Source organism: Streptomyces sp. Tek67B01, assembly GCF_055231995.1.
In genome coordinates, this window is record NZ_JBUYUY010000001.1 from 2,012,664 (window position 1) to 2,031,747 (window position 19,084).

General features: G+C 71.0%; 12 protein-coding genes. 2 read left to right on the forward strand and 10 right to left on the reverse strand.

Annotation, left to right across the window (positions count from 1 at the left end; genetic code table 11):
• Nucleotides 1-16 precede the first annotated feature (16 nt).
• The 4 genes from ACV7NM_RS08905 to nrdR all read right to left on the reverse strand — a co-directional run bounded on the left by ACV7NM_RS08905 (nucleotide 17) and on the right by nrdR (nucleotide 5,277).
• A complete protein-coding gene (locus ACV7NM_RS08905; RefSeq protein WP_136212557.1) occupies nucleotides 17-622 on the reverse strand; it encodes a YdbC family protein in 606 nt (201 codons plus the stop codon).
• A gap of 32 nt (nucleotides 623-654) precedes the next feature.
• Nucleotides 655-1,503, reverse strand: coding sequence for an arylamine N-acetyltransferase family protein (locus ACV7NM_RS08910; RefSeq protein ID WP_463409795.1), 849 nt, complete (start codon nucleotides 1,501-1,503; stop codon nucleotides 655-657).
• A gap of 216 nt (nucleotides 1,504-1,719) precedes the next feature.
• Nucleotides 1,720-4,617 carry a vitamin B12-dependent ribonucleotide reductase gene (locus tag ACV7NM_RS08915; protein ID WP_463409796.1) on the reverse strand — a complete coding sequence of 966 codons (2,898 nt, stop codon included), beginning with the start codon at nucleotides 4,615-4,617 and terminating at the stop codon, nucleotides 1,720-1,722.
• A 144-nt stretch (nucleotides 4,618-4,761) separates the two neighbouring features.
• A complete protein-coding gene (nrdR, locus tag ACV7NM_RS08920; protein WP_136212708.1) occupies nucleotides 4,762-5,277 on the reverse strand; it encodes a transcriptional regulator NrdR in 516 nt (171 codons plus the stop codon).
• Between the two features lie 469 nt (nucleotides 5,278-5,746).
• On the opposite strand from nrdR, the gene lexA reads away from it, so the two are divergent.
• A complete protein-coding gene (gene lexA, locus ACV7NM_RS08925; RefSeq protein WP_463409797.1) occupies nucleotides 5,747-6,538 on the forward strand; it encodes a transcriptional repressor LexA in 792 nt (263 codons plus the stop codon).
• A 78-nt stretch (nucleotides 6,539-6,616) separates the two neighbouring features.
• Here the strand turns inward: lexA and ACV7NM_RS08930 are convergent, their stop codons facing one another.
• The 5 genes from ACV7NM_RS08930 to ACV7NM_RS08950 form a co-directional block, all read right to left on the reverse strand.
• The gene (locus ACV7NM_RS08930) at nucleotides 6,617-8,587 is read right to left on the reverse strand and encodes an ATP-dependent DNA helicase (protein WP_463409798.1); all 1,971 of its coding nucleotides are present in this window, start codon (nucleotides 8,585-8,587) and stop codon (nucleotides 6,617-6,619) included.
• A gap of 52 nt (nucleotides 8,588-8,639) precedes the next feature.
• Nucleotides 8,640-10,622, reverse strand: coding sequence for an IucA/IucC family protein (locus tag ACV7NM_RS08935; protein ID WP_463409799.1), 1,983 nt, complete (start codon nucleotides 10,620-10,622; stop codon nucleotides 8,640-8,642).
• A gap of 96 nt (nucleotides 10,623-10,718) precedes the next feature.
• Nucleotides 10,719-11,408, reverse strand: coding sequence for a GNAT family N-acetyltransferase (locus ACV7NM_RS08940; protein ID WP_463409800.1), 690 nt, complete (start codon nucleotides 11,406-11,408; stop codon nucleotides 10,719-10,721).
• Nucleotides 11,409-11,621: 213 nt separating this feature from the next.
• Nucleotides 11,622-13,727 carry an IucA/IucC family protein gene (locus ACV7NM_RS08945; RefSeq protein WP_463413876.1) on the reverse strand — a complete coding sequence of 702 codons (2,106 nt, stop codon included), beginning with the start codon at nucleotides 13,725-13,727 and terminating at the stop codon, nucleotides 11,622-11,624.
• A gap of 680 nt (nucleotides 13,728-14,407) precedes the next feature.
• On the reverse strand, nucleotides 14,408-15,697 hold the full coding sequence (locus tag ACV7NM_RS08950; protein WP_463413877.1) for a diaminobutyrate--2-oxoglutarate transaminase family protein: 1,290 nt from the start codon (nucleotides 15,695-15,697) through the stop codon (nucleotides 14,408-14,410).
• Between the two features lie 428 nt (nucleotides 15,698-16,125).
• On the opposite strand from ACV7NM_RS08950, the gene ACV7NM_RS08955 reads away from it, so the two are divergent.
• Nucleotides 16,126-17,304 carry a trypsin-like serine peptidase gene (locus ACV7NM_RS08955; protein ID WP_463409801.1) on the forward strand — a complete coding sequence of 393 codons (1,179 nt, stop codon included), beginning with the start codon at nucleotides 16,126-16,128 and terminating at the stop codon, nucleotides 17,302-17,304.
• Between the two features lie 103 nt (nucleotides 17,305-17,407).
• Here ACV7NM_RS08955 and hflX read toward each other — a convergent pair whose 3' ends face one another.
• Nucleotides 17,408-18,913: a GTPase HflX gene (hflX, locus tag ACV7NM_RS08960; protein WP_463409802.1), complete on the reverse strand. Its 1,506-nt coding sequence runs from the start codon at nucleotides 18,911-18,913 to the stop codon at nucleotides 17,408-17,410.
• Nucleotides 18,914-19,084 lie beyond the last annotated feature (171 nt).

Here is a 19,084-nt window from a genome sequence, read left to right on the forward strand (position 1 = left end):
ACCGATCGTCTTACCGTCATACCGTCCAGGAGGGTTCGAGGTCGACGACGTCACCGGTGAGCGCCTCCACGTCGGCCTCGGTCTGTGCGCGCAACGACAGCCGCTCGACCCGCTCCTGCCGGTACTTGCCGTGCTCGGCGGCCGCTCGCCACATCGACAGCACCAGGAACTCCCGACCCGGGGCTTCCCCGAAAAGACCTCGGATCATGCCGGGCGACCCGGCCATGGCCGGGTTCCAGACCTTCTCCTGCATCAGGGCGAAGTGCTCCACGCGGCCCTCCCGCACCCGCGTATGGGCGACCCGGACCACGTCGGCATCGGAGAACCTGGGCTCGAACCCGGTCTTCACATCGAAGCGGTAGTCGAAGAGCGTGACCCGCGCGTCGGTGAACGTGCCGTTCTGGGAGGCGGCCAGGCGATCGTACGAGCGCGCCATGAAGGAGTCATAGAAGGAACGGCTCTCCCAGAACGCGAAGACGTGCGCCACCCCCTGCCGGCCACGGCTCCATCCGCCGCCCTGCCCCCGGAATCCGGGCTCGCCCGGTAGCCCCGCCCATTTGCGCTGCCCACGCTCGAACCCGCGTCGGTCCGTCACCGTGCAGCGAATCCACTTGACCAGCACCGCGCCATCGTACGGGCCCGGCGCGGCCCGGGTCAGTCCTCGGCGCGGAAGATCCGCACGAGATCAGCCTCGTCCCGCTCGGACAGCCGAAGGCCGAACTCGCGGTCGAGCAGGGCGATCAGCTCTTTCGGAGCCACGGTCCTGCGATCCACCCGGCCGTCCGGGTACCAGTGGGTCAGCTCGCGCCCGAGGAGTGCCACCCGGACGTCCCCGCCGGGCCGTTGGACGATGACCTTGCCGAGAAAGGCGGAGCGGGGGTGGGAGGAGCTGTAATGGTTCAGCACCACGTAGTCGACCGGGTGGTAGGGCTGCGGGGTGAAGGCGTAGAGGTCTTGCCCGGTGCCCTCGCGCAGCCGGCGCAGGACGAGAACGTCCCCCTCCTCGCGGTGGACGGCGTACGTCGAGTCCCCCTGCCGCACTTCGGCTCCGGGCCGCGCGAGCGGGACGGGCTCGAACGGCCCGGGATGCCCGAACCCGGCGTCACACAGCCAGGGTTCACCCGCGACGGTGACGACGAGGACGGCGTGCGTCACCGGCAGCAGGGTGTCCCCGCGGGCCCGGTTGCGGGCACCGCGCCCCGACACCTCGAACCCGATCCGCTGGAGGGCGGCCGCCAGCAGCGAGTTCTGCTCGTAGCAGTAGCCGCCGCGGCGGCGGTGCACGAGCTTGTCCTGCAGTGACTTGATGTCCAGCACGACGGGGCGGCCGAGCGTGACGTCAAGGCTCTCGAAGGGGATGGCCGCGATATGGGCCCTGTGCACTGCGTACAACGTCGCGAGGTCGGGCCGGAGTTCCCGCGCCTTGTCCGCCCCCGCGCCATCTCCCCCCAAGCCGATCCGCGCCAGATACGCGTCGAGGTCAAGCTCGTCACCGCTCCACATGGCTCCCCCACTCCCCACTCCCCCAGTGACATCCGGGGCTCGCGGCGGTGGCCCCGCCCCCGGCACCATGATCGTCTCGGGGGACCGGTCAAGCCAACCCTTGCCGCCCCGACACGTTCACGTGACGGCCGCGGTGGCGAAACGCCTGGTGGGGTGTCGACATGATCGTCGACACCCCACCCGAGTTCTCAACTCACGCCCGCCGGGGGCTCACGGTCAGCTGCAACCGCTGGTCGAGCCGCATCCCTCGCAGATGTAGCAGGAACCGGCGCGCTGCATCTTCGTACCGCAGGAGAAGCAGAGCGGGGCGTCGGCGGAGACGCCGAGCTGCATCTCGACGAGTTCGGCGCTGGAGTGCGCCGTCTTCGGGGCGGGAACCGAGACCGGGGCGGCCGCGAGCGGCTTCGGCTCCGACGGGACCGCCGCGAGCGGCGCCGACTGGGCCAGCGCCTCCGTGTCCAGCTCCTCCTCTTCCAGCGGCTCGTACGAACCTGTGTCGAGGTGGCGCTGACGCTCGTCGGCGGTGTGGATGCCGAGCGCCGAGCGGGTCTCGAACGGCAGGAAGTCGAGCGCCAGGCGACGGAAGATGTAGTCGACGATCGACTGCGCCATCCGCACATCGGGGTCGTCCGTCATACCGGCCGGCTCGAAGCGCATGTTCGTGAACTTCGAGACGTAGGTCTCCAGCGGCACGCCGTACTGGAGGCCGACGGACACGGCGATGGAGAAGGCGTCCATCATGCCCGCGAGGGTGGAGCCCTGCTTGGACATCTTCAGGAAGACCTCGCCCAGGCCGTCGTCCGGGTAGGAGTTCGCCGTCATGTAGCCCTCGGCGCCACCGACCGTGAACGAGGTGGTGATCCCCGGGCGCCCCTTCGGCAGGCGCTTGCGGACCGGGCGGTACTCGATGACCTTCTCGACCGCGGCGCGGATGGTGTCCTCCGCCTTGGCGGTGACCTCCTCCTTCTCCTCTTCCTTCTTCTTCGCGGAGAGGGGCTGGCCGACCTTGCAGTTGTCGCGGTAGATCGCCAGCGCCTTGACGCCCATCTTCCACGCCTCGAAGTAGATCTCCTCGATCTCCTCGACGGTGGCCGACTCCGGCATGTTGACCGTCTTCGAGATCGCGCCGGAGATCCACGGCTGGATCGCGGCCATCATGCGCACGTGACCCATCGGGGAGATGGAACGCTCGCCCATGGCGCAGTCGAAGATCGAGTAGTGCTCGGTCTTGAGGCCCGGGGCGTCGACGACCACACCGTGCTCGGCGATGTGGGAGACGATCGCCTCGATCTGCTCCTCCTGGTAGCCCAGGCGGCGCAGGGCCTGCGGGACGGTGCCGTTGACGATCTGCATCGAGCCGCCGCCGACGAGCTTCTTGAACTTGACCAGGGCCAGGTCCGGCTCGACACCAGTGGTGTCGCAGGACATCGCCAGACCGATGGTGCCGGTCGGGGCGAGGACGGAGGCCTGGGAGTTGCGGAAGCCGTTCTTCTCGCCGAGGCGCAGGACGTCCTGCCAGGCCTCGGTGGCCGCAGCCCAGATCGCGTTGTCCAGGTCCTCGGTGCGCGGCGCGACGGCGTTGGCGTCGGCGTGCTGCTTCATGACGCGCTTGTGCGAGTCGGCGTTGCGGGCGTAGCCGTCGTAGGGACCGACGATCGCGGCCAACTCGGCGGAGCGCCGGTACGCCGTACCGGTCATCAGCGAGGTGATCGAGGCGGCGAGCGTGCGGCCGCCGTCCGAGTCGTAGGCGTGGCCCGTGGCCATCAGCAGGGCGCCGAGGTTGGCGTAGCCGATGCCGAGCTGACGGAACGCGCGGGTGTTCTCACCGATCTTCTGCGTCGGGAAGTCCGCGAAGCAGATGGAGATGTCCATCGCGGTGATGACCAGCTCGACGACCTTGGCGAAGCGCTCCGCGTCGAAGGACTGGTTGCCCTTGCCGTCGTCGTTGAGGAACTTCATGAGGTTCAGCGACGCGAGGTTGCAGGACGTGTTGTCCAGGTGCATGTACTCGCTGCACGGGTTGGACGCGGTGATGCGACCGGACTCGGGGCAGGTGTGCCAGTTGTTGATCACACCGTCGTACTGGATGCCCGGGTCGGCACACGCCCACGCGGCCTCGGCGAGCTTGCGGAAGAGCGCCTTGGCGTCGACCTTCTCGATGACCTCGCCGGTCATGCGGGCGCGCAGGCCGAACTCGGTGCCGTTCTCGACGGCCGTCATGAACTCGTCGTTCACGCGGACGGAGTTGTTGGCGTTCTGGTACTGGACGGACGTGATGTCGTCGCCGCCCAGGTCCATGTCGAAGCCCGCGTCACGCAGGGCGCGGATCTTCTCCTCTTCCTTCACCTTGGTCGCGATGAAGTCCTCGACGTCCGGGTGGTCCACGTCCAGGACGACCATCTTGGCCGCACGGCGGGTGGCGCCGCCCGACTTGATCGTTCCTGCGGACGCGTCGGCGCCGCGCATGAAGGAGACCGGGCCGGAGGCGTTGCCGCCGGAGGAGAGGAGCTCCTTGGAGGAGCGGATGCGGGAGAGGTTCAGGCCGGCGCCGGAGCCGCCCTTGAAGATCATGCCCTCTTCCTTGTACCAGTCGAGGATCGACTCCATGGAGTCGTCGACGGCCAGGATGAAGCAGGCGGAGACCTGCTGCGGCTGGGGCGTTCCGACGTTGAACCACACCGGGGAGTTGAAGCTGAAGATCTGGTGCAGGAGGGCGTAAGTCAGCTCGTGCTCGAAGATCTCGGCATCCGCCGGGGAAGCGAAGTAGTCGTAATCCTCGCCGGCCTTGGTGTAGGTCTTCACGATCCGGTCGATGAGCTGCTTCAGACCGGTCTCGCGCTGCGGGGTGCCGACCGCGCCGCGGAAGTACTTGCTGGTGACGATGTTGACCGCGTTCACCGACCAGAAGTCGGGGAACTCGACGCCACGCTGCTCGAAGTTGACCGAGCCGTCGCGCCAGTTGGTCATGACGACGTCACGGCGCTCCCAGCTCACCTCGTCATACGGGTGCACGCCCGGGGTGGTGTGGATGCGCTCGATACGCAGGCCGCTCTTGGCAGCCTTGGTCCCCTTGGCGCGGGAACCTCGTGCCGAGCCGCTCGCCGTCTCTGTCATGCTCCGCCTCCCATATGCGGGCAAAAACGCCCTAAAGTGCCAGCGATATTCCGCAGCACGGTGCCCTGTGTCTGTATCTACGAAATCTACGAACTTACGAATCTCGCCTGCCCGACCGGCCCGACCGCTTCGCGGCCCGTCCGGTCAGTCGGCGGCGGAGGCGGGCACGGGAACGACCGCAGGGGTCCCACCCGGCTCGCACTCATGGGGGTGAGGCCGTCCGTCGCGGAGCTCCGCGATGGCGGTCTCGAAGTCTTCAAGGGTGTCGAACGCTTTGTACACGGACGCGAACCGCAGGTATGCGACCAGGTCGAGTTCCTGCAGGGGACCGAGTATGGCCAGGCCCACGTCATGGGTGGTCAGCTCGGCGCTTCCGGTGGCGCGCAGCGCCTCCTCGACCCGCTGGCCGAGCTTGGCGAGGGCGTCCTCGGTGACCGGCCGCCCCTGGCACGCCTTGCGGACGCCAGAGATGACCTTGGAGCGGCTGAAGGGTTCGGTCACCCCACTGCGCTTGATCACCATCAGTGAGGCCGTTTCCACCGTCGTGAAACGACGGGAGCAGTCGGGGCACTGACGGCGCCGGCGGATCGACGTGCCGTCGTCGGTGGTGCGACTGTCGACGACCCGGCTGTCGGGGTGCCTGCAGAAGGGGCAGTGCATGGTTCCCTCACCCTCCCTCTTTGGCGCGACTGATCACCTCACGGGCCCCTGAGCGGCAGGAACGAGGCCCTGCCGGGGGCTCGTGAAGCAGCCACAAGCATATGCGATGTCGGGACCTGCGACGGACCCGGGACCACAACTTCTGGGTGGCAGCGCTCATCCAACCACTAGATCTTGGGTTGTGGTGGATTTACGACCCGCCGCGTGTCGCGGTGCCCGATGTCCGGATACCGGGGTCGGCGGTGCCACACTGAACGCCGGCCCGCACGGCGACGATCCGACCCGGAAGGGTACCGTAGGCGGCATGGGGGCGGCCGAACCCGCGTTCGGTCAGACTGTCGGTCCATACACCTCTGGCACTGCTCCAGGTGAACGATCTGCGATATTTCACTCGAACGTGTGTTTGGCGCAACCTTTCGAAAGCTACTACCGTTGTCCAGCTAGGGAGAACATTTCGAGAGGGGCCGACGTGACCACGACCGCAGACAGTGCCACCATCACTGCCCAGAACCGCTCCCAGAGCCGACTTGAGCCGGTGCATGCCATGAATGACGCACGTCAGAACCCGGAGGCGGAGTCCGTGCGGCCCGCACGCTCGCTGCCCGGGCGACCTCCAGGCATCCGCGCCGACAGCTCCGGGCTCACGGACCGGCAGCGGAGGGTCATCGAAGTCATCCGTGATTCGGTCCAGCGCCGGGGCTACCCGCCGTCGATGCGCGAGATCGGTCAGGCGGTCGGCCTGTCGAGCACGTCGTCGGTCGCCCATCAGCTGATGGCGCTGGAACGCAAGGGCTTCCTACGGCGCGACCCGCACCGCCCCCGGGCCTACGAGGTGCGTGGCTCGGACCAGCCCAGCTCGCAGCCCACGGACACCACCGGCAAGCCCGCCGCCTCGTACGTGCCCCTGGTCGGCCGAATCGCGGCCGGCGGCCCCATCCTCGCCGAGGAGTCGGTGGAGGACGTCTTCCCGCTCCCCCGCCAGCTGGTCGGCGACGGCGAACTCTTCATCCTCAAGGTCGTCGGTGACTCGATGATCGAGGCGGCGATCTGCGACGGCGACTGGGTCACCGTCCGCCGTCAGCCCGTCGCGGAGAACGGCGACATCGTCGCCGCCATGCTCGACGGCGAAGCCACGGTCAAGCGGTTCAAGCGCGAGGACGGCCACGTCTGGCTGCTTCCGCACAACGCCGCGTACCAGCCGATCCCCGGAGACGAGGCGACCATCCTCGGCAAGGTCGTCGCCGTACTGCGCCGGGTCTGACACCCGTCGCCCCCATCCAGCTCCGGGACCCCTGCGCCGGTCCCGGAGCTGCTTTGTGCCGTCACGGCCCGCCGGCCGCTACTTGCCGTCCGCCTGGGCCGAGGCGTCGATCGCGGCGAGCGAGCGGCGGACCTGGTTGCGGTCCGTGGTGTACCAGAAGTCAGGCAGCGTGGCGCGGAGGAAGGTCCCGTAGCGAGCCGTGGCCAGGCGCGGGTCGAGAACGGCGACGACACCCCGATCGCCGGTCGCCCGTACGAGCCGGCCCGCACCCTGGGCCATCAGCAGGGCGGCGTGGGTGGCGGCGACCGCCATGAAGCCGTTGCCGCCGTGCTCCTCCACCGACTTCTGCCGGGCGCTCATCAGCGGGTCGTCGGGGCGGGGGAACGGGATCCGGTCCATGATCACCAGCTGGCAGCTGGGCCCCGGTACGTCGACTCCCTGCCACAGCGACAGCGTCCCGAAGAGACACGTCTTCGGGTCCGCCGCGAACGCCTTGATCAACTCGCCGAGCGTCTCCTCCCCCTGGAGCAGGATCGGGTTGTCCAGCCGCCCGCGCAGCTCCTCGGCAGCGGCCTTGGCCCCGCGCATGGAGGAGAACAGGCCGAGGGTCCGGCCGCCGGCCGCTTCGATCAGCTCCGCGAGCTCGTCCATCATGTCGCCGCGCGTTCCCTCACGGCCGGGGGTGGCCAGGTGCTTGGCTACGTAGAGGATGCCCTGCTTGGGGTAGTCGAACGGCGAGCCGACGTCCAGGCCCTTCCAGACGGGCACGTCGTCGCCGGCCACGCCTTCCGGTGACAGGCCGAGCGAACCCGCGACACCGTTGAAGTCTCCACCGAGTTTGAGCGTTGCGGAGGTGAGCACCACCGAGCGGTCCTCGAACAGCTTCTCGCGCAGCAGGCCGGAAACCGAGAGGGGGGCGACCCGCAGGGTGGCGCCGAACCGGTCATGGCGTTCGTACCAGACGACGTCGTACTCAGAGCCGAGCACGATCCGCTCCGCCACCCCGTGGATGCTCTCCACCGCGGCCAGGGCCTGCTTGCGGACGGCGTCCTCGTCCTGGACGGACTTGTCACGCGTGGAACCGATCGCCGAGATCACGTTGCGCGCCGCGTCACGCAGGGACATCAACGCGTACCCGAGGTCTTCGGGAACCTCCTCCAGACGACCCGGCAACGCCAGTTCCATGACGCGTTCGAAAGACTCGGAGGCGGTCTGGAGGGCGTCGGCGGTCTTCTCGTCGACGAGTTTGGCGGCGCGCTTGACGGCCCGGTTGACCTGGCCCGGGGTGAGTTCGCCGGTGGCGACGCCGGTGACGCGGGAGACCAGCTCGTGCGCCTCGTCCACGATCAGCACCTCGTGCTGGGGCAGCACGGGGGCGCCTTCGATCGCGTCGATCGCGAGCAGGGCGTGGTTGGTGACGACGACGTCCGCGAGCTTGGCCCGCTCACGGGCGGCCTCGGCGAAGCACTCGGCTCCGTACGCGCACTTCGTCGCGCCCAGGCATTCGCGGGAGGAGACCGAGATCTGGCCCCAGGCCTTGTCGGAGACACCGGGCGTGAGGTCGTCCCGGTCTCCGGTCTCGGTCTCGTCCGCCCAGTCCCGCAGACGCAGCAGGTCCTGGCCCAGCTTGCTGGTGGGCGCGGCCGCTTCGAACTGGTCGAAGAGGCCCTCCTCCTCGTCCTGTGGCGCGCCCTCGTGGAGGCGGTGCAGACACAGGTAGTTGGATCGCCCCTTGAGCATGGCGAACTGCGGGCGGCGGCGGAGCTGCGGATGCAGCGCCTCCACCGTCCGGGGCAGGTCGCGTTCGACGAGCTGCCGCTGGAGGGCCAGCGTCGCGGTGGCGACGACGACGCGTTCGCCGTGGGCGAGGGCCGGCACCAGGTAGCCGAGGGACTTACCGGTGCCTGTGCCGGCCTGGATCAGCCGGTGGGAGTTCTCGTCGATCGCTTCGGCGACGGCTTCGGCCATGGCCACCTGGCCGGGCCGCTCCGTACCGCCGACGGCGGAGACGGCGGCGTGCAGCAGGTCGGGGAGGGAGGGCTTCGTCATAGCACTGCCAACCCTACGGGGCCGCACCGACAGGAACCGCATCGTTGACGGATCACGGACGGTGGAGGGGGTTCTCGACGGTGCCGTGGGTGACCGCGTGCGGGCGGTCCGGGCGGTCCCGGTAGCCGTCCTCGTGGAGCCGGTTCCGGTTGAGGCAGAGCCGGTCGATCCGCTCGCTGAGCAGGTCGAACAGCTCGTAGCGGTCCTTGAGCTCGGGGAAGCGTGCCTGGTGGCGCAAGATCTCCGCCCGCACGAGGGACCAGAAGTCGTCCTCCGGGACTCCCATCCGGTCCTCGCAGATCGCGGACAGGTAGCGGAAGACTCCGACGAAGAGACCGGAGTGGATGAATTGCGTGAGGTAGGCGGGTGGCTCCGTCAGCAGGGCGGCTCGGACCTCGTCCGGCATCGCGTCGTGTTCGGGCAGCGGTTCCCGGCTGATGTTGACGTCGTCCACGAAGTCCTTGACCGCCATCCGGACGGGGACGTCACCCTCGTCGAAGATCACGATGGTGTTCTCGCCGTGCGGGGAGAAGACGGTGCCGTAGCGGTACAGGAAGTGGAGCAGCGGCGGCAGCAGCGCGGCGAAGAGCCGTTGGAGCCACACGACGGGGGCCAGCCCGGACCGGGCGACGAGCTCGGCGGCGAAGGAACGCCCGCGCGGGTCGGTGTGCAGGAGGGAGGCGAGCGTACGGGCCCGCTCACCGGGGGCGAGGCGACCGGTCAGGGGCTCGCGCCAGATCGCCCCGAGCAGTTCCTTGTACTGGTACGGGACCTCGGGGAGCCGGTCGTAGACGGGGTGGCGCACGGTCACGGAGGCCACCTCGCCGAGGAGGAGCACCCGGCACTCGTCCCGCAGGAAGGGGTCGTTGTCTCGCAGGGAGTGGATCCAGGCGGTGACGGCGGGGGCGGCGAGGGTGAGGTCGCAGGGCAACCCGCGCCACACCATGGTGTTGAGGACGGAGAGCGGCAGCTTGACGCTGTGCCGCTCGGGCCGCGTCAGGTTGAGGAAGGTACGGATCGACTGCTGTGGCAGTCGTACGTCGGGATCGGCGGGCAGTGGCACCAGCGCGCCCGAGGCGAGGGCGGGTGCGAACAGAGGGAGAACTATCTCGTCCCACTGCCAGGGGTGCACCGGGAGGTAGAGGTAGCCGCTGGGGTCGAGGCCGAGGTCGCGCAGGGTGCGGTCGAAGGCGGCCCGGGTGACGGCGTCCAGCTCGGCGGAGTAGAGGCGGGCGGGGTTTTCCATCCCGGCGGTTCCGCGGTACTCGGCCAGGGAGGTGTGGGCGGCGAGCCAGGGCAGCCGTTGGCGGACGCGGGACTCGGGTGCCCAGGCGGCCGTGTCGGCCGCCGACATCCCGACACGGCCCTTGTTGAGGACGAGCCAGGGGTGGCCGGTCTGGTGGCCTTCCAGATCGGCGTAGTCGAGGTCGGCGAGGACGTCGGCGGTGAGCGCGTGGTGGTCGAGGTGGGCGTCGGCGGAGAGGGTGGCGCTGAGTTCACGGACGAGGTGGCCGAGGGTCCCGCCGTCGAGGCCCAGGAGCGTGCGGGCGCGGATCAGGAACTCGAACGGGTCGCCGAAGGCGGTCGGGGGCCGGGTGGAGGGGGGTGGCGGGCTGAGGGTGATGGTGCGGGCGTCGACGTGCCAGCTGCCGTAGGAGCGACGGCGGGCGCGGAAGCCGAGGATGCTGCCGTCGTCCAGCGGGAGGCTCCAGACGTCACCGGCGGGCGTGGGGGGTGTGGGGGCCGGGGTCTCGGAGGTGTGGGCGATCGGGGCCGGCGTTGCGGAGGTGGCGGCAGCGGTCGGGGGTGTGGGGGCCGGGGCGGTGGGTGGTGCGGGGGCCGGGGCGGTCGGGACGGGGCTGATGATCTCTTCGTACGCGAATTCCCCGAGCATTTTGGCGAGCAGTCGGCGGGTGGCGGCCGCCCAGGTCACGCCGTTGATCTCGGGCGGCGTGCAGGGGTCCTGGGGCGAGGAGGCCACCACCTCCGGGAAATGGGGGCCTGTGGAGCCTGAGGCGGTGGGGAAATTCGACACGGGACTCCTCGGGTATCGGGAACTTCGGTCCACAGCGCGGAGTTTTCAATTGCAGAAGCGTCGAGCGATGGCGATGCGGGGACTGCGGGGCGGCAATCAGAGGAGATTGCGCAGCGCCCGCTCACGGATCATCAGCGCGGCGCGCTTCTCGGGAAGGTCGATTTCCGCGGAACAGCGGAAACCGGAGTTCAGGAAGGCTGATACGGAGGGGGTGTTGCGAATGTCCGGTTCGGCGATCACGCGAGCGCAGCGTGGCCGATTGTCGAACACCAGGTCGGCTACGGCGCGGAGCAGTGTGGTGCCCAGGCCGCGGCCGCGGTTCGTGCCGTCCCCGATCAGCAGGTGGATACCCGTGTCGTGGGGGCGCGCCGGGTAGTGGTGGGCGAGCGGGTCGAGGTCGGCCCGGTAGACCTCCCAGTAGCTCATCGGCGTGCCGTCGAGGAGGCCCAGGCAGGGAATGCTGCGGCCGTCGCTGTCGAGCTGGGCCCTTAGGTGTGCGGCCGTGACGGTGGCGGGCCCCGCGAGTTCCCAGAAGGCGGCCACCTCGGGGTCGTTCATCCAGCGGGCGAGGAGTTCCAGGTCGCGGTGCAGTCGTACGGGTTCCAGGCGGAAGGCCCCGACCGGTGTGGCTGCGGCGCTCCAGGCAGCCGGTGAGTCGAGCAGGTCCGCCTCCGCGAGCAACGGCAACCGCTGGGCGTTGAGCCGCGGTTGGACGGCTTCTCCGATGACCGTGACGGTGGCCGCGGCCGTGCGGGTGGGTCCGATGGGGGTGCGGGTGGAGGGCATCGGGCTCTTCTCCGAGTCGGTGGGGCGCGTCGGTCTTTCAGTCGTTCCGGCGTATGGGCGTCGAGTGATGGAGCCGTTGAACGGTGCGGTCGTTTCGTCGTGCGGTCGTTTCTTCGTGCGGTCGTGGCGTTGTCCAGGCGTACAGGCGTGCAGGCGTGCAGGCGTGCAGGCGTGCAGGCGTGCAGGCGTGCAGGCGGTCGAGGGGGCCGGCGTTCAGGCGTTCACGACGTGAAGGGGGTTGGTGATGGTGACGTAGACGGACTGGGTGTCGACGGGGCCGACGAGCTCGTCCAGGCCGCCCAGGCGGGTGAGCAGGTTCGCCTTGCAGCGCAGGGTGGGCGAATCCAGCAGCAGCGCGGGCAGCGGACCGAGGTGTGACGCCTTGCCGAGGAACCGGCGGAAGGCGGCGAGCAGGACTCGTTCGTCCGCCAAGCGCTGTGCTCCGAAGGCTCCGATGAGGCCGAAGACGTTGTTGATGCCCAGGTAGTAGGCGAAGCGTTCGTCGGTGACGGCGTCGGAGACGAAGGTGTCGCCGGCGTCGCCGACGCCGGGCAACCGGGATTGCAGTTCCGCACGGCGGGAGGCGCGGAAGTAGTAGCCCTGGTTGTCGCGGTAACGGCCTCCGGTCGGCCAGCCGGCCGGGTCGAGGAGCACCAGGGTGTTCTGTTGGTGGGCTTCGAGGGCGATGCCTGCGAGCGCGTCGAAGGCGAGAACAGGTAGGACGACCTGGTCGAGGTAGCGCAGGAACCACTCGGCGGCGACCGCGGGGAGGGGGCGACTGGTGGATACGGCGAGCCGGGAGATCGTCTCGGCGAGCCGGCTGCACATCGTGGTCCGGCCGGGCCACGGCCGGGGAGCGGTCAGTGCGGCGATGCAGACGGCGTCGTCGCCGGAGCGGAAGGGGTTGTGGCGCAGCAGGACGTCGAGGCCTTGGACGGGCGTGCCGTCGGGACTGTCGACGGCGGCCCAGGCGGGGTCGCGGACGATGTCGAATCCGGGGTGGGCCGCCTGCCACTGTTCGGCAAGACCCGTACGCAGGAGCCGGTGTACCTCGACCCCGCGGTGGAGTTCCTTGCGGAGGTTCTCTCGGCGGGAGTTGGTGATGCGCAGGCCGAGGGACAGCTTGAGCATCGCGGGGGCGCCGGGGCGGTGGACGGTGCGGACGGAGGAGGTGGGGTACCAGGGGTCGCCGTAGGGGCCCAGGTCGGTCAGGAGTCCCGCGTCGCGCAGGGCGGCGACTGTGGGACGGTCGAGCAGGTCGCGGGCCTGCCAGGGGTGAAGGGGCAAGGGGGTGGTTCCGGCGGGCAGCGGCAGGCCGGGGGCGAGGCGGGTCAGGAGCCGGGCGGCGGGGACGAGCCGACCGCGTTCGGTCCAGGCGGATTCGGTGGCGAGCACGGAGGGGTCGATGGCGAACCAGTGCAGGGGGAAGGAGCCGTGCAGTTCGGGTGAGTAGCGGCGTACGTCGGCTTCCGAGAGTCCCTCGCGGCTCTTGGGATCGGGTTGGAGGGGGTGACCGAGGAGGAGGGACTGTTCGGCGGTCAGGAAGCGGTCCGCGGCGATGGGGGCGGGCGCGGTGGGGCGTCGACGCCGGTCGGCGATGAACTCGGCGGTGCGGCGCACCGAGTCGGCGACCCGGCCGACGAGGTCTGCGGCGCGGCCGGTGCCCTCTCGGGCGATCAGGGCGGCGAGTGTGACGGCGTCCAGCGCCGGGGCGTCGGCGGGGGCACCTTCGAGGCGGGCGGGGGCGAAGCGGTGCCAGCCGGCCGGGGACCAGTGACGGACGGCGACGAGCAGCGTCACGCCGGAAGCGGGAAGGGGGATGCGCAGGAGGGTGCCGACCGGCCCGTTGGGCCGGCCGAGGCCGCTTTCGCGGACCCAGCACCGCAGCAGGTTCTCCACCGTCGCGGCCTCGGCGGCGATGCCGGGGTCGGGGTGGTCCAGCAGGTCGGGCAGAGCCTCCGGGTCGGGACCGAGAAGGCCGGCTCCGGCCGGGCGGGGCCTCAGGGTTGGCCGTTTCTGCCGCGGCACGCCGACCGCGGCGGGAGCCGCCGGTCGCTGACGCTCGCCCGGTAGGTGCGCTGCCTGCGCCTCGTGGGCTGTGGGGCCGGCCTCGGACGGGGGCGGTGCGGTGGCGCCGGCCCGCTCGGGGACGGGCGTGGGGGGCGGGCCCGGGTGGCTGACCGACGGCGCGACCTCCCTCGAACCCGGCCCGGGGGCGGCCCCGCCGCCAGGGAGGTCGGCAGGGGGCCCAACCGGGTCGGGCTGGGGCGGCTCGGCGGGGACGGTGGCCGCGGTGGGGGTGCCGCAGGGCCAAGGCAAGGTGCCCGGCGCGGGCGCCTGAGCAGGCCCGGGGTCCAGGCTGACGGCCAGCGCGGAACCGGCCCCGAAGCCCTGGTCCCGGCCCGGGGCTCCGCCGGGGCTCTGGGCGGTGGCCTGGGGCGTGCCCAGCGGGACGCCCGGGGCGGGGTCGGCCCCCGGGGACGCGGTGCCGCCCTGGGTCGCGGCGGTGGGAGTGGTGGGGCCGACCTGCTCGTACGCAGAGCCCGGCACGGGCGCCTGGCCGGGAGCGGTGCCCCGGCTGAGGGCCGATACCCGATCGCTCCCGAAGCCCAGGCCACCGTCCGGCCAGGTGCCCGGGGCCGCGCCCGGGCCCGCGGCGGGAGGCATGACGGTGTCCGGCTCGGGGGGCGGGGGCGGGACGGCGCCCGGGGACGGGGTGCCGCCCTGAACGCCGACTGCGTCCCCGATCCGGGCGGCGTCGGAGGTGGCGCCCCAAGCCGGGCCCGGGGCGGTGGGCACGGGCGGGGCGCTTGGGGCTGCGGCGGCGCCGAGGGGGCGGGTGGGTGGCGGTGGCGAGGCCGGGGTGGTGGGCGGGACCGGGTTCGGCCCCGGGGCCGGAGGCGGGGTGCTGTCCTGGGGGGCGGCCGGGCTGGGGGGCGGGGTGGGGGTGGGGGTGGGGGTGGGGGTGGGGTCGGGCATCGGGCGGTCCTTGGGGTAGGTCAGCGGGGCCGGCGGGCGGCGGCGGGGATGGCGTCGGTCAACCGGTCCAGGACGGCTCCGGCCTGCTCGTCGCTCAGCGTCAACGGAGGCAGGAGCCGCACGACGCTGGAGTGACGGCCTCCGAGCTCCACGATCAGGCCCCGGTCCAGGCACTCCTGACGGACGGCCGCGGCGAGCTCCGGGGCGGCGGCTCCGGTGTCGGGGTCGACGACTTCAACGCCGATCATCAGACCGCGGCCCCGGACGTCCCCCACGCACGGCTGGGCGGCGGCGAGTTCGCGCAGCACCGTCAGCATCCGCTCCCCCAACACGGCGGCCCGCTCGGCGAGACCGTTGCGTCGGACGTAGGCCAGGGTGGCGGTTCCCGCCGCCATGGCCAGCTGGTTGCCGCGGAAGGTGCCCGCGTGGGCGCCGGGCGCCCAGACGTCCAGCTTCGCCCGGTACACGATCACGGCCAGGGGCAGGCTGCCCCCGATCGCCTTGGACAGCACCATCACGTCGGGCACCACCCCGGAGTGGTCGACTCCCCAGAAGGCGCCGGTGCGCCCCACCCCCGTCTGTACCTCGTCCGCGATCAGCGGGATGCCCCGTGCGGCGGTGATCTCCCGCATCCGGCGCAGCCACCCGTCCGGAGCCGGGTGGACGCCCCCCTCGCCCTGGACCGGTTCGACGATCATCCCGGCGGGCGCCGGCACCCCGCCCTTGGGGTCGTCCAGCAGGCTCTCGGTCCACCGCGCCGCCAGCCGCTCCCCTTCGGCCCCGCCGACCCCGAACGGGCAACGGTGGTCCTGCGGGAACGGCAATCGGGCGACCCGTACGTCGCAGGCTCCCCCCGAAACCTCCAGCGCCCCGGCCGTCATGCCGTGGTACGCCCCGGTGAAGGCCAGCAGCCCCGACTTCCCGGTGGCGGTGCGGACCAGCTTGAGCGCCGCTTCGACCGCGTCCGTCCCCGCGGGACCGCAGAACTGGATCCGGGCGTCCGCCGCCAGTGCGGGCGGCAGGGTCGAGAACAGTTCGGTGGTGAACGCGTCCTTGACCGGGGTCGCCAGGTCCAGCACGTGCAGCGGAGCGCCGGAGTCGAGCACCGACCGGATGGCTTCCAGCACCACGGGGTGGTTGTGTCCCAGCGCGAGCGTGCCCGCGCCGGAGAGGCAGTCGAGGTAACGCCGCCCGTCGGCCCCCTCGATCGTCAGCCCCCGGGCGCGTACCGGGACGATGGGCAGGGAGCGCGCGTACGTCCGCGCGGCGGACTCCCTCAAGGCCTGCCGGCGCAGGATGCCCTCGGCCATCGCGTCGTGCCCCACCCCGTCCTGCTTCACCGCGTCCTGCCCCACGCCGCCCTGCTTCACCGCGTCCGGCCTCACCACCGCGCTCCGAGTCTCGGCCTCGGTTGCGGCCGGCTCGGTCAAAGGCTCGCTCCACGCCACGAGTGTCGGTCCTTCCGCCCGGAACTCTCGTCCGGATTGCGTCTCGAACAGGAACGCTGCTCCCCCATCCCCCGTACGTACCAACGACGGTGACGGCGACGGATCACGGGTGGGCGGAAGATCCTTGCCCGCGCGGCAGCCGACGGCCCGAGAAGTGGAACCGCGGCCCCGGCCTGTGTCGTCCTGAACCGCAGCGGCATAGTGGGGTGCTGTGCCGGCGGCGCGCGAAGGGGCGTGCCGGGAGCACCGCACCCCGTTCAACGCCTCGAACCACCAGGGGGACTTACGACATGCGACCGAACCGACCGGTCACCGCGACGCTGTGCGCGGTCGCGCTCGTGTGGACGGCCGCGGCCTGCGGGCCCGGCGACGACCAGGCCGGCGGCGACGCCAAGCCGAGCGTGGCGGCCAGCCTGCCGTCCGGTTCCACCGACGGGATCAAGATCCCGGACGACATCAAGGACAAGCTGAAGCAGCACGGCATAGACATGGAGAAGTGGAAGGGGGGTGCGTGGAAGAACTGGAAGCGGGAGGACTGGCTCCGCGAGGCGGGCGACTACATCAACCCGGTCATCGAGGGCCTGTGGGACCCGGACCGGATGCGTGACGCCGACAAGACGCCGCAGCCCCCGGCCGTCGACCCGGACGCCGGCAAGGACCAGGGCGTCACCGACCCCACCCCCGCACCGGTGGCGGCGAAGCAGGCGGACGCTCCGTACCACGCCAACGTCCCGGCGTCCGGCAAGGTCTTCTTCGACGGGCCGGAAGGCTCGATGGTCTGCTCGGCGACGGTCGTGAAGGACCCGGCCCACCCCGGCAAGTCCAACCTGGTGTGGACGGCGGGCCACTGCGTGCACGCCGGCAAGGCCGGCGGTTGGTACCGCAACATCGCCTTCGTCCCCTCCTACAACAACGCGGGCAAGACCGCGGCGCAGCTCAAGGGGGCGCCGCGGGACCAGGTGGCTCCGTACGGCGTGTGGTGGAGCGACTGGGCGCAGACCTCGGACCAGTGGATCGCGACGGGCGGCCCGACGGGCGGGGCGGGCGCCCCGTACGACTTCGCGGTGCTGCACGTGACCCCGGAGAAGGGATCGGGCAAGTCTCTGGAGGAGACGGTCGGTTCGGCGCTGCCGGTGGAGTTCGCGGCTCCGGCGGTGCAGAAGGTCGCGAGCATCACGGCGACGGGTTACCCGGCGGCGGCCCCGTTCGACGGTCAGCGGGCGTTCCAGTGCACGGACAAGCCCGGTCGGCTGTCACTGACGGCGGCGGCCCCGGTGATGTACCGCATCGGCTGCACGATGACCGGCGGTTCCTCGGGTGGCGGCTGGATCGCGGCGGGCGCGGACGGCAAGCCCGCGCTGGTGTCGAACACGTCGATCGGTCCGGCGAAGGCGGGTTGGTTGGCCGGTCCGCGGCTGGGCCCGGAGGCCAAGGGCGTCTACACCGCGGTGAGCAGCAAGTTCAAGTAGGCCAAGACGGCAAGTAGGCCAAGACGGAGAGGGCCCCCGCCTCGGGCGGGGGCCCTCTCTCATGTCGTGCGGCCGGTGGGGCCGTCCGGTCCGGTCGGCGGCGTCAGTGCTTCGCCGGCACGTACGGTGCGAGGTCCGCGGCCAGCTCCTGGTGGACCCGTGCCTTGAGCAGGGTGCCCTCCGGGGTGTGCTCCTCGGAGATGACCTCGCCCTCGGCGTGTGCCCGGGCGATCAGCGAGCCGCGGGTGTACGGCACCAGGGCCTCGACCTCGACCTCCGGGCGGGGCAGCTCGGTGTCGATGAGCGCGAGGAGTTCCTCGATGCCCATGCCGGTCCGCGCGGAGACCGCGATGGAGTGCCGCTCGATGCGCAGCAGGCGCTGGAGGACCAACGGGTCCGCTGCGTCCGCCTTGTTGATCACCACGATCTCGGGCACGTTGACCGCGCCGACCTCGCGGATGACCTCGCGGACCGCCGCCAGCTGCTCCTCCGGGGCCGGGTGCGAGCCGTCCACGATGTGCAGGATGAGGTCGGAGTCGCCGACCTCCTCCATCGTGGAACGGAACGCCTCGACCAGGTGGTGGGGCAGGTGCCGGACGAAGCCCACGGTGTCGGCCAGGGTGTAGACCCGGCCCGAGGGCGTCTCGGCCCGGCGCACGGTCGGGTCGAGGGTGGCGAACAGCGCGTTCTCCACCAGCACGCCCGCGCCCGTGAGGCGGTTGAGCAGCGATGACTTGCCCGCGTTGGTGTAGCCGGCGATGGCGACCGAGGGCACCTTGTTGCGACGCCGTTCCTGCCGCTTGATGTCGCGGCCGGTCTTCATCTCCGCGATCTCCCGGCGCATCTTCGCCATCTTCTCGCGGATGCGTCGCCGGTCGGTCTCGATCTTGGTCTCACCGGGGCCTCGGGTGGCCATGCCGCCACCGCCGCCGCCACCCATCTGCCGGGACAGCGACGCACCCCAGCCGCGCAGCCGCGGCAGCATGTACTGCATCTGCGCGAGCGCGACCTGCGCCTTGCCCTCTCGGGACTTGGCGTGCTGGGCGAAGATGTCGAGGATGAGGGCGGTCCGGTCGACGACCTTCACCTTGACGACGTCTTCGAGGGCGATGAGCTGGCCGGGGCTGAGCTCGCCGTCGCACACAACGGTGTCCGCGCCGGTCTCCATGACGATGTCGCGCAGTTCGCGGGCCTTGCCGGAACCGATGAAGGTGGCCGGGTCGGGCTTGTCGCGGCGCTGGATCACGCCGTCGAGTACGAGAGCACCTGCCGTCTCGGCGAGCGCCGCGAGCTCCGCGAGGGAGTTCTCGGCGTCGTCCACGGTGCCGGAGGTCCAGACACCGACGAGTACGACGCGCTCCAGGCGGAGCTGTCGGTACTCGACCTCGGTGACGTCCTCGAGTTCGGTGGAGAGGCCGACGACGCGGCGCAGGGCCGCGCGCTCGGAGCGCTCGAACTGCTCGCCGTCGCGGTCTCCGTCGATGTCGTGGCTCCAGGCGACGTCCTCTTCCATCAGGGCATCGGCCCGAAGGCTCTCGGTGAAGCTCGGCGAGTCCTGCACGTCCTGTGCGTCCCGCGCGTCCTGGGAAGGGGAAGAAGAGGAGGTCATTGGATCCTTACGTCGATTCGGATGCGTCCGCGCGCGGCGGTTGCCGGGGCTGCCGCCATGCGTGACATGACACGGTCGTGACATGTCACTGTGAGGTTCAACGTGTCACACCGCCCGGAGATTCCCGGACCCGGGGGCCTGGCGGACCCGGGGGCCGGCGGCCCCGCGGAC

What these genes read in the sequence shown, in the direction of transcription:
- ACV7NM_RS08910 (WP_463409795.1), bottom strand. Translation starts at nt 1,503, where the DNA reads ATGTGGAGCGGTGACGAGCTTGACCTCGACGCGTATCTGGCGCGGATC.
- ACV7NM_RS08915 (WP_463409796.1), bottom strand. Translation starts at nt 4,617, where the DNA reads ATGACAGAGACGGCGAGCGGCTCGGCACGAGGTTCCCGCGCCAAGGGG.
- nrdR (WP_136212708.1), bottom strand. Translation starts at nt 5,277, where the DNA reads ATGCACTGCCCCTTCTGCAGGCACCCCGACAGCCGGGTCGTCGACAGT.
- ACV7NM_RS08930 (WP_463409798.1), bottom strand. Translation starts at nt 8,587, where the DNA reads ATGACGAAGCCCTCCCTCCCCGACCTGCTGCACGCCGCCGTCTCCGCC.
- ACV7NM_RS08940 (WP_463409800.1), bottom strand. Translation starts at nt 11,408, where the DNA reads ATGCCCTCCACCCGCACCCCCATCGGACCCACCCGCACGGCCGCGGCC.
- ACV7NM_RS08950 (WP_463413877.1), bottom strand. Translation starts at nt 15,697, where the DNA reads ATGGCCGAGGGCATCCTGCGCCGGCAGGCCTTGAGGGAGTCCGCCGCG.
- ACV7NM_RS08955 (WP_463409801.1), top strand. Translation starts at nt 16,126, where the DNA reads ATGCGACCGAACCGACCGGTCACCGCGACGCTGTGCGCGGTCGCGCTC.
- hflX (WP_463409802.1), bottom strand. Translation starts at nt 18,913, where the DNA reads ATGACCTCCTCTTCTTCCCCTTCCCAGGACGCGCGGGACGCACAGGAC.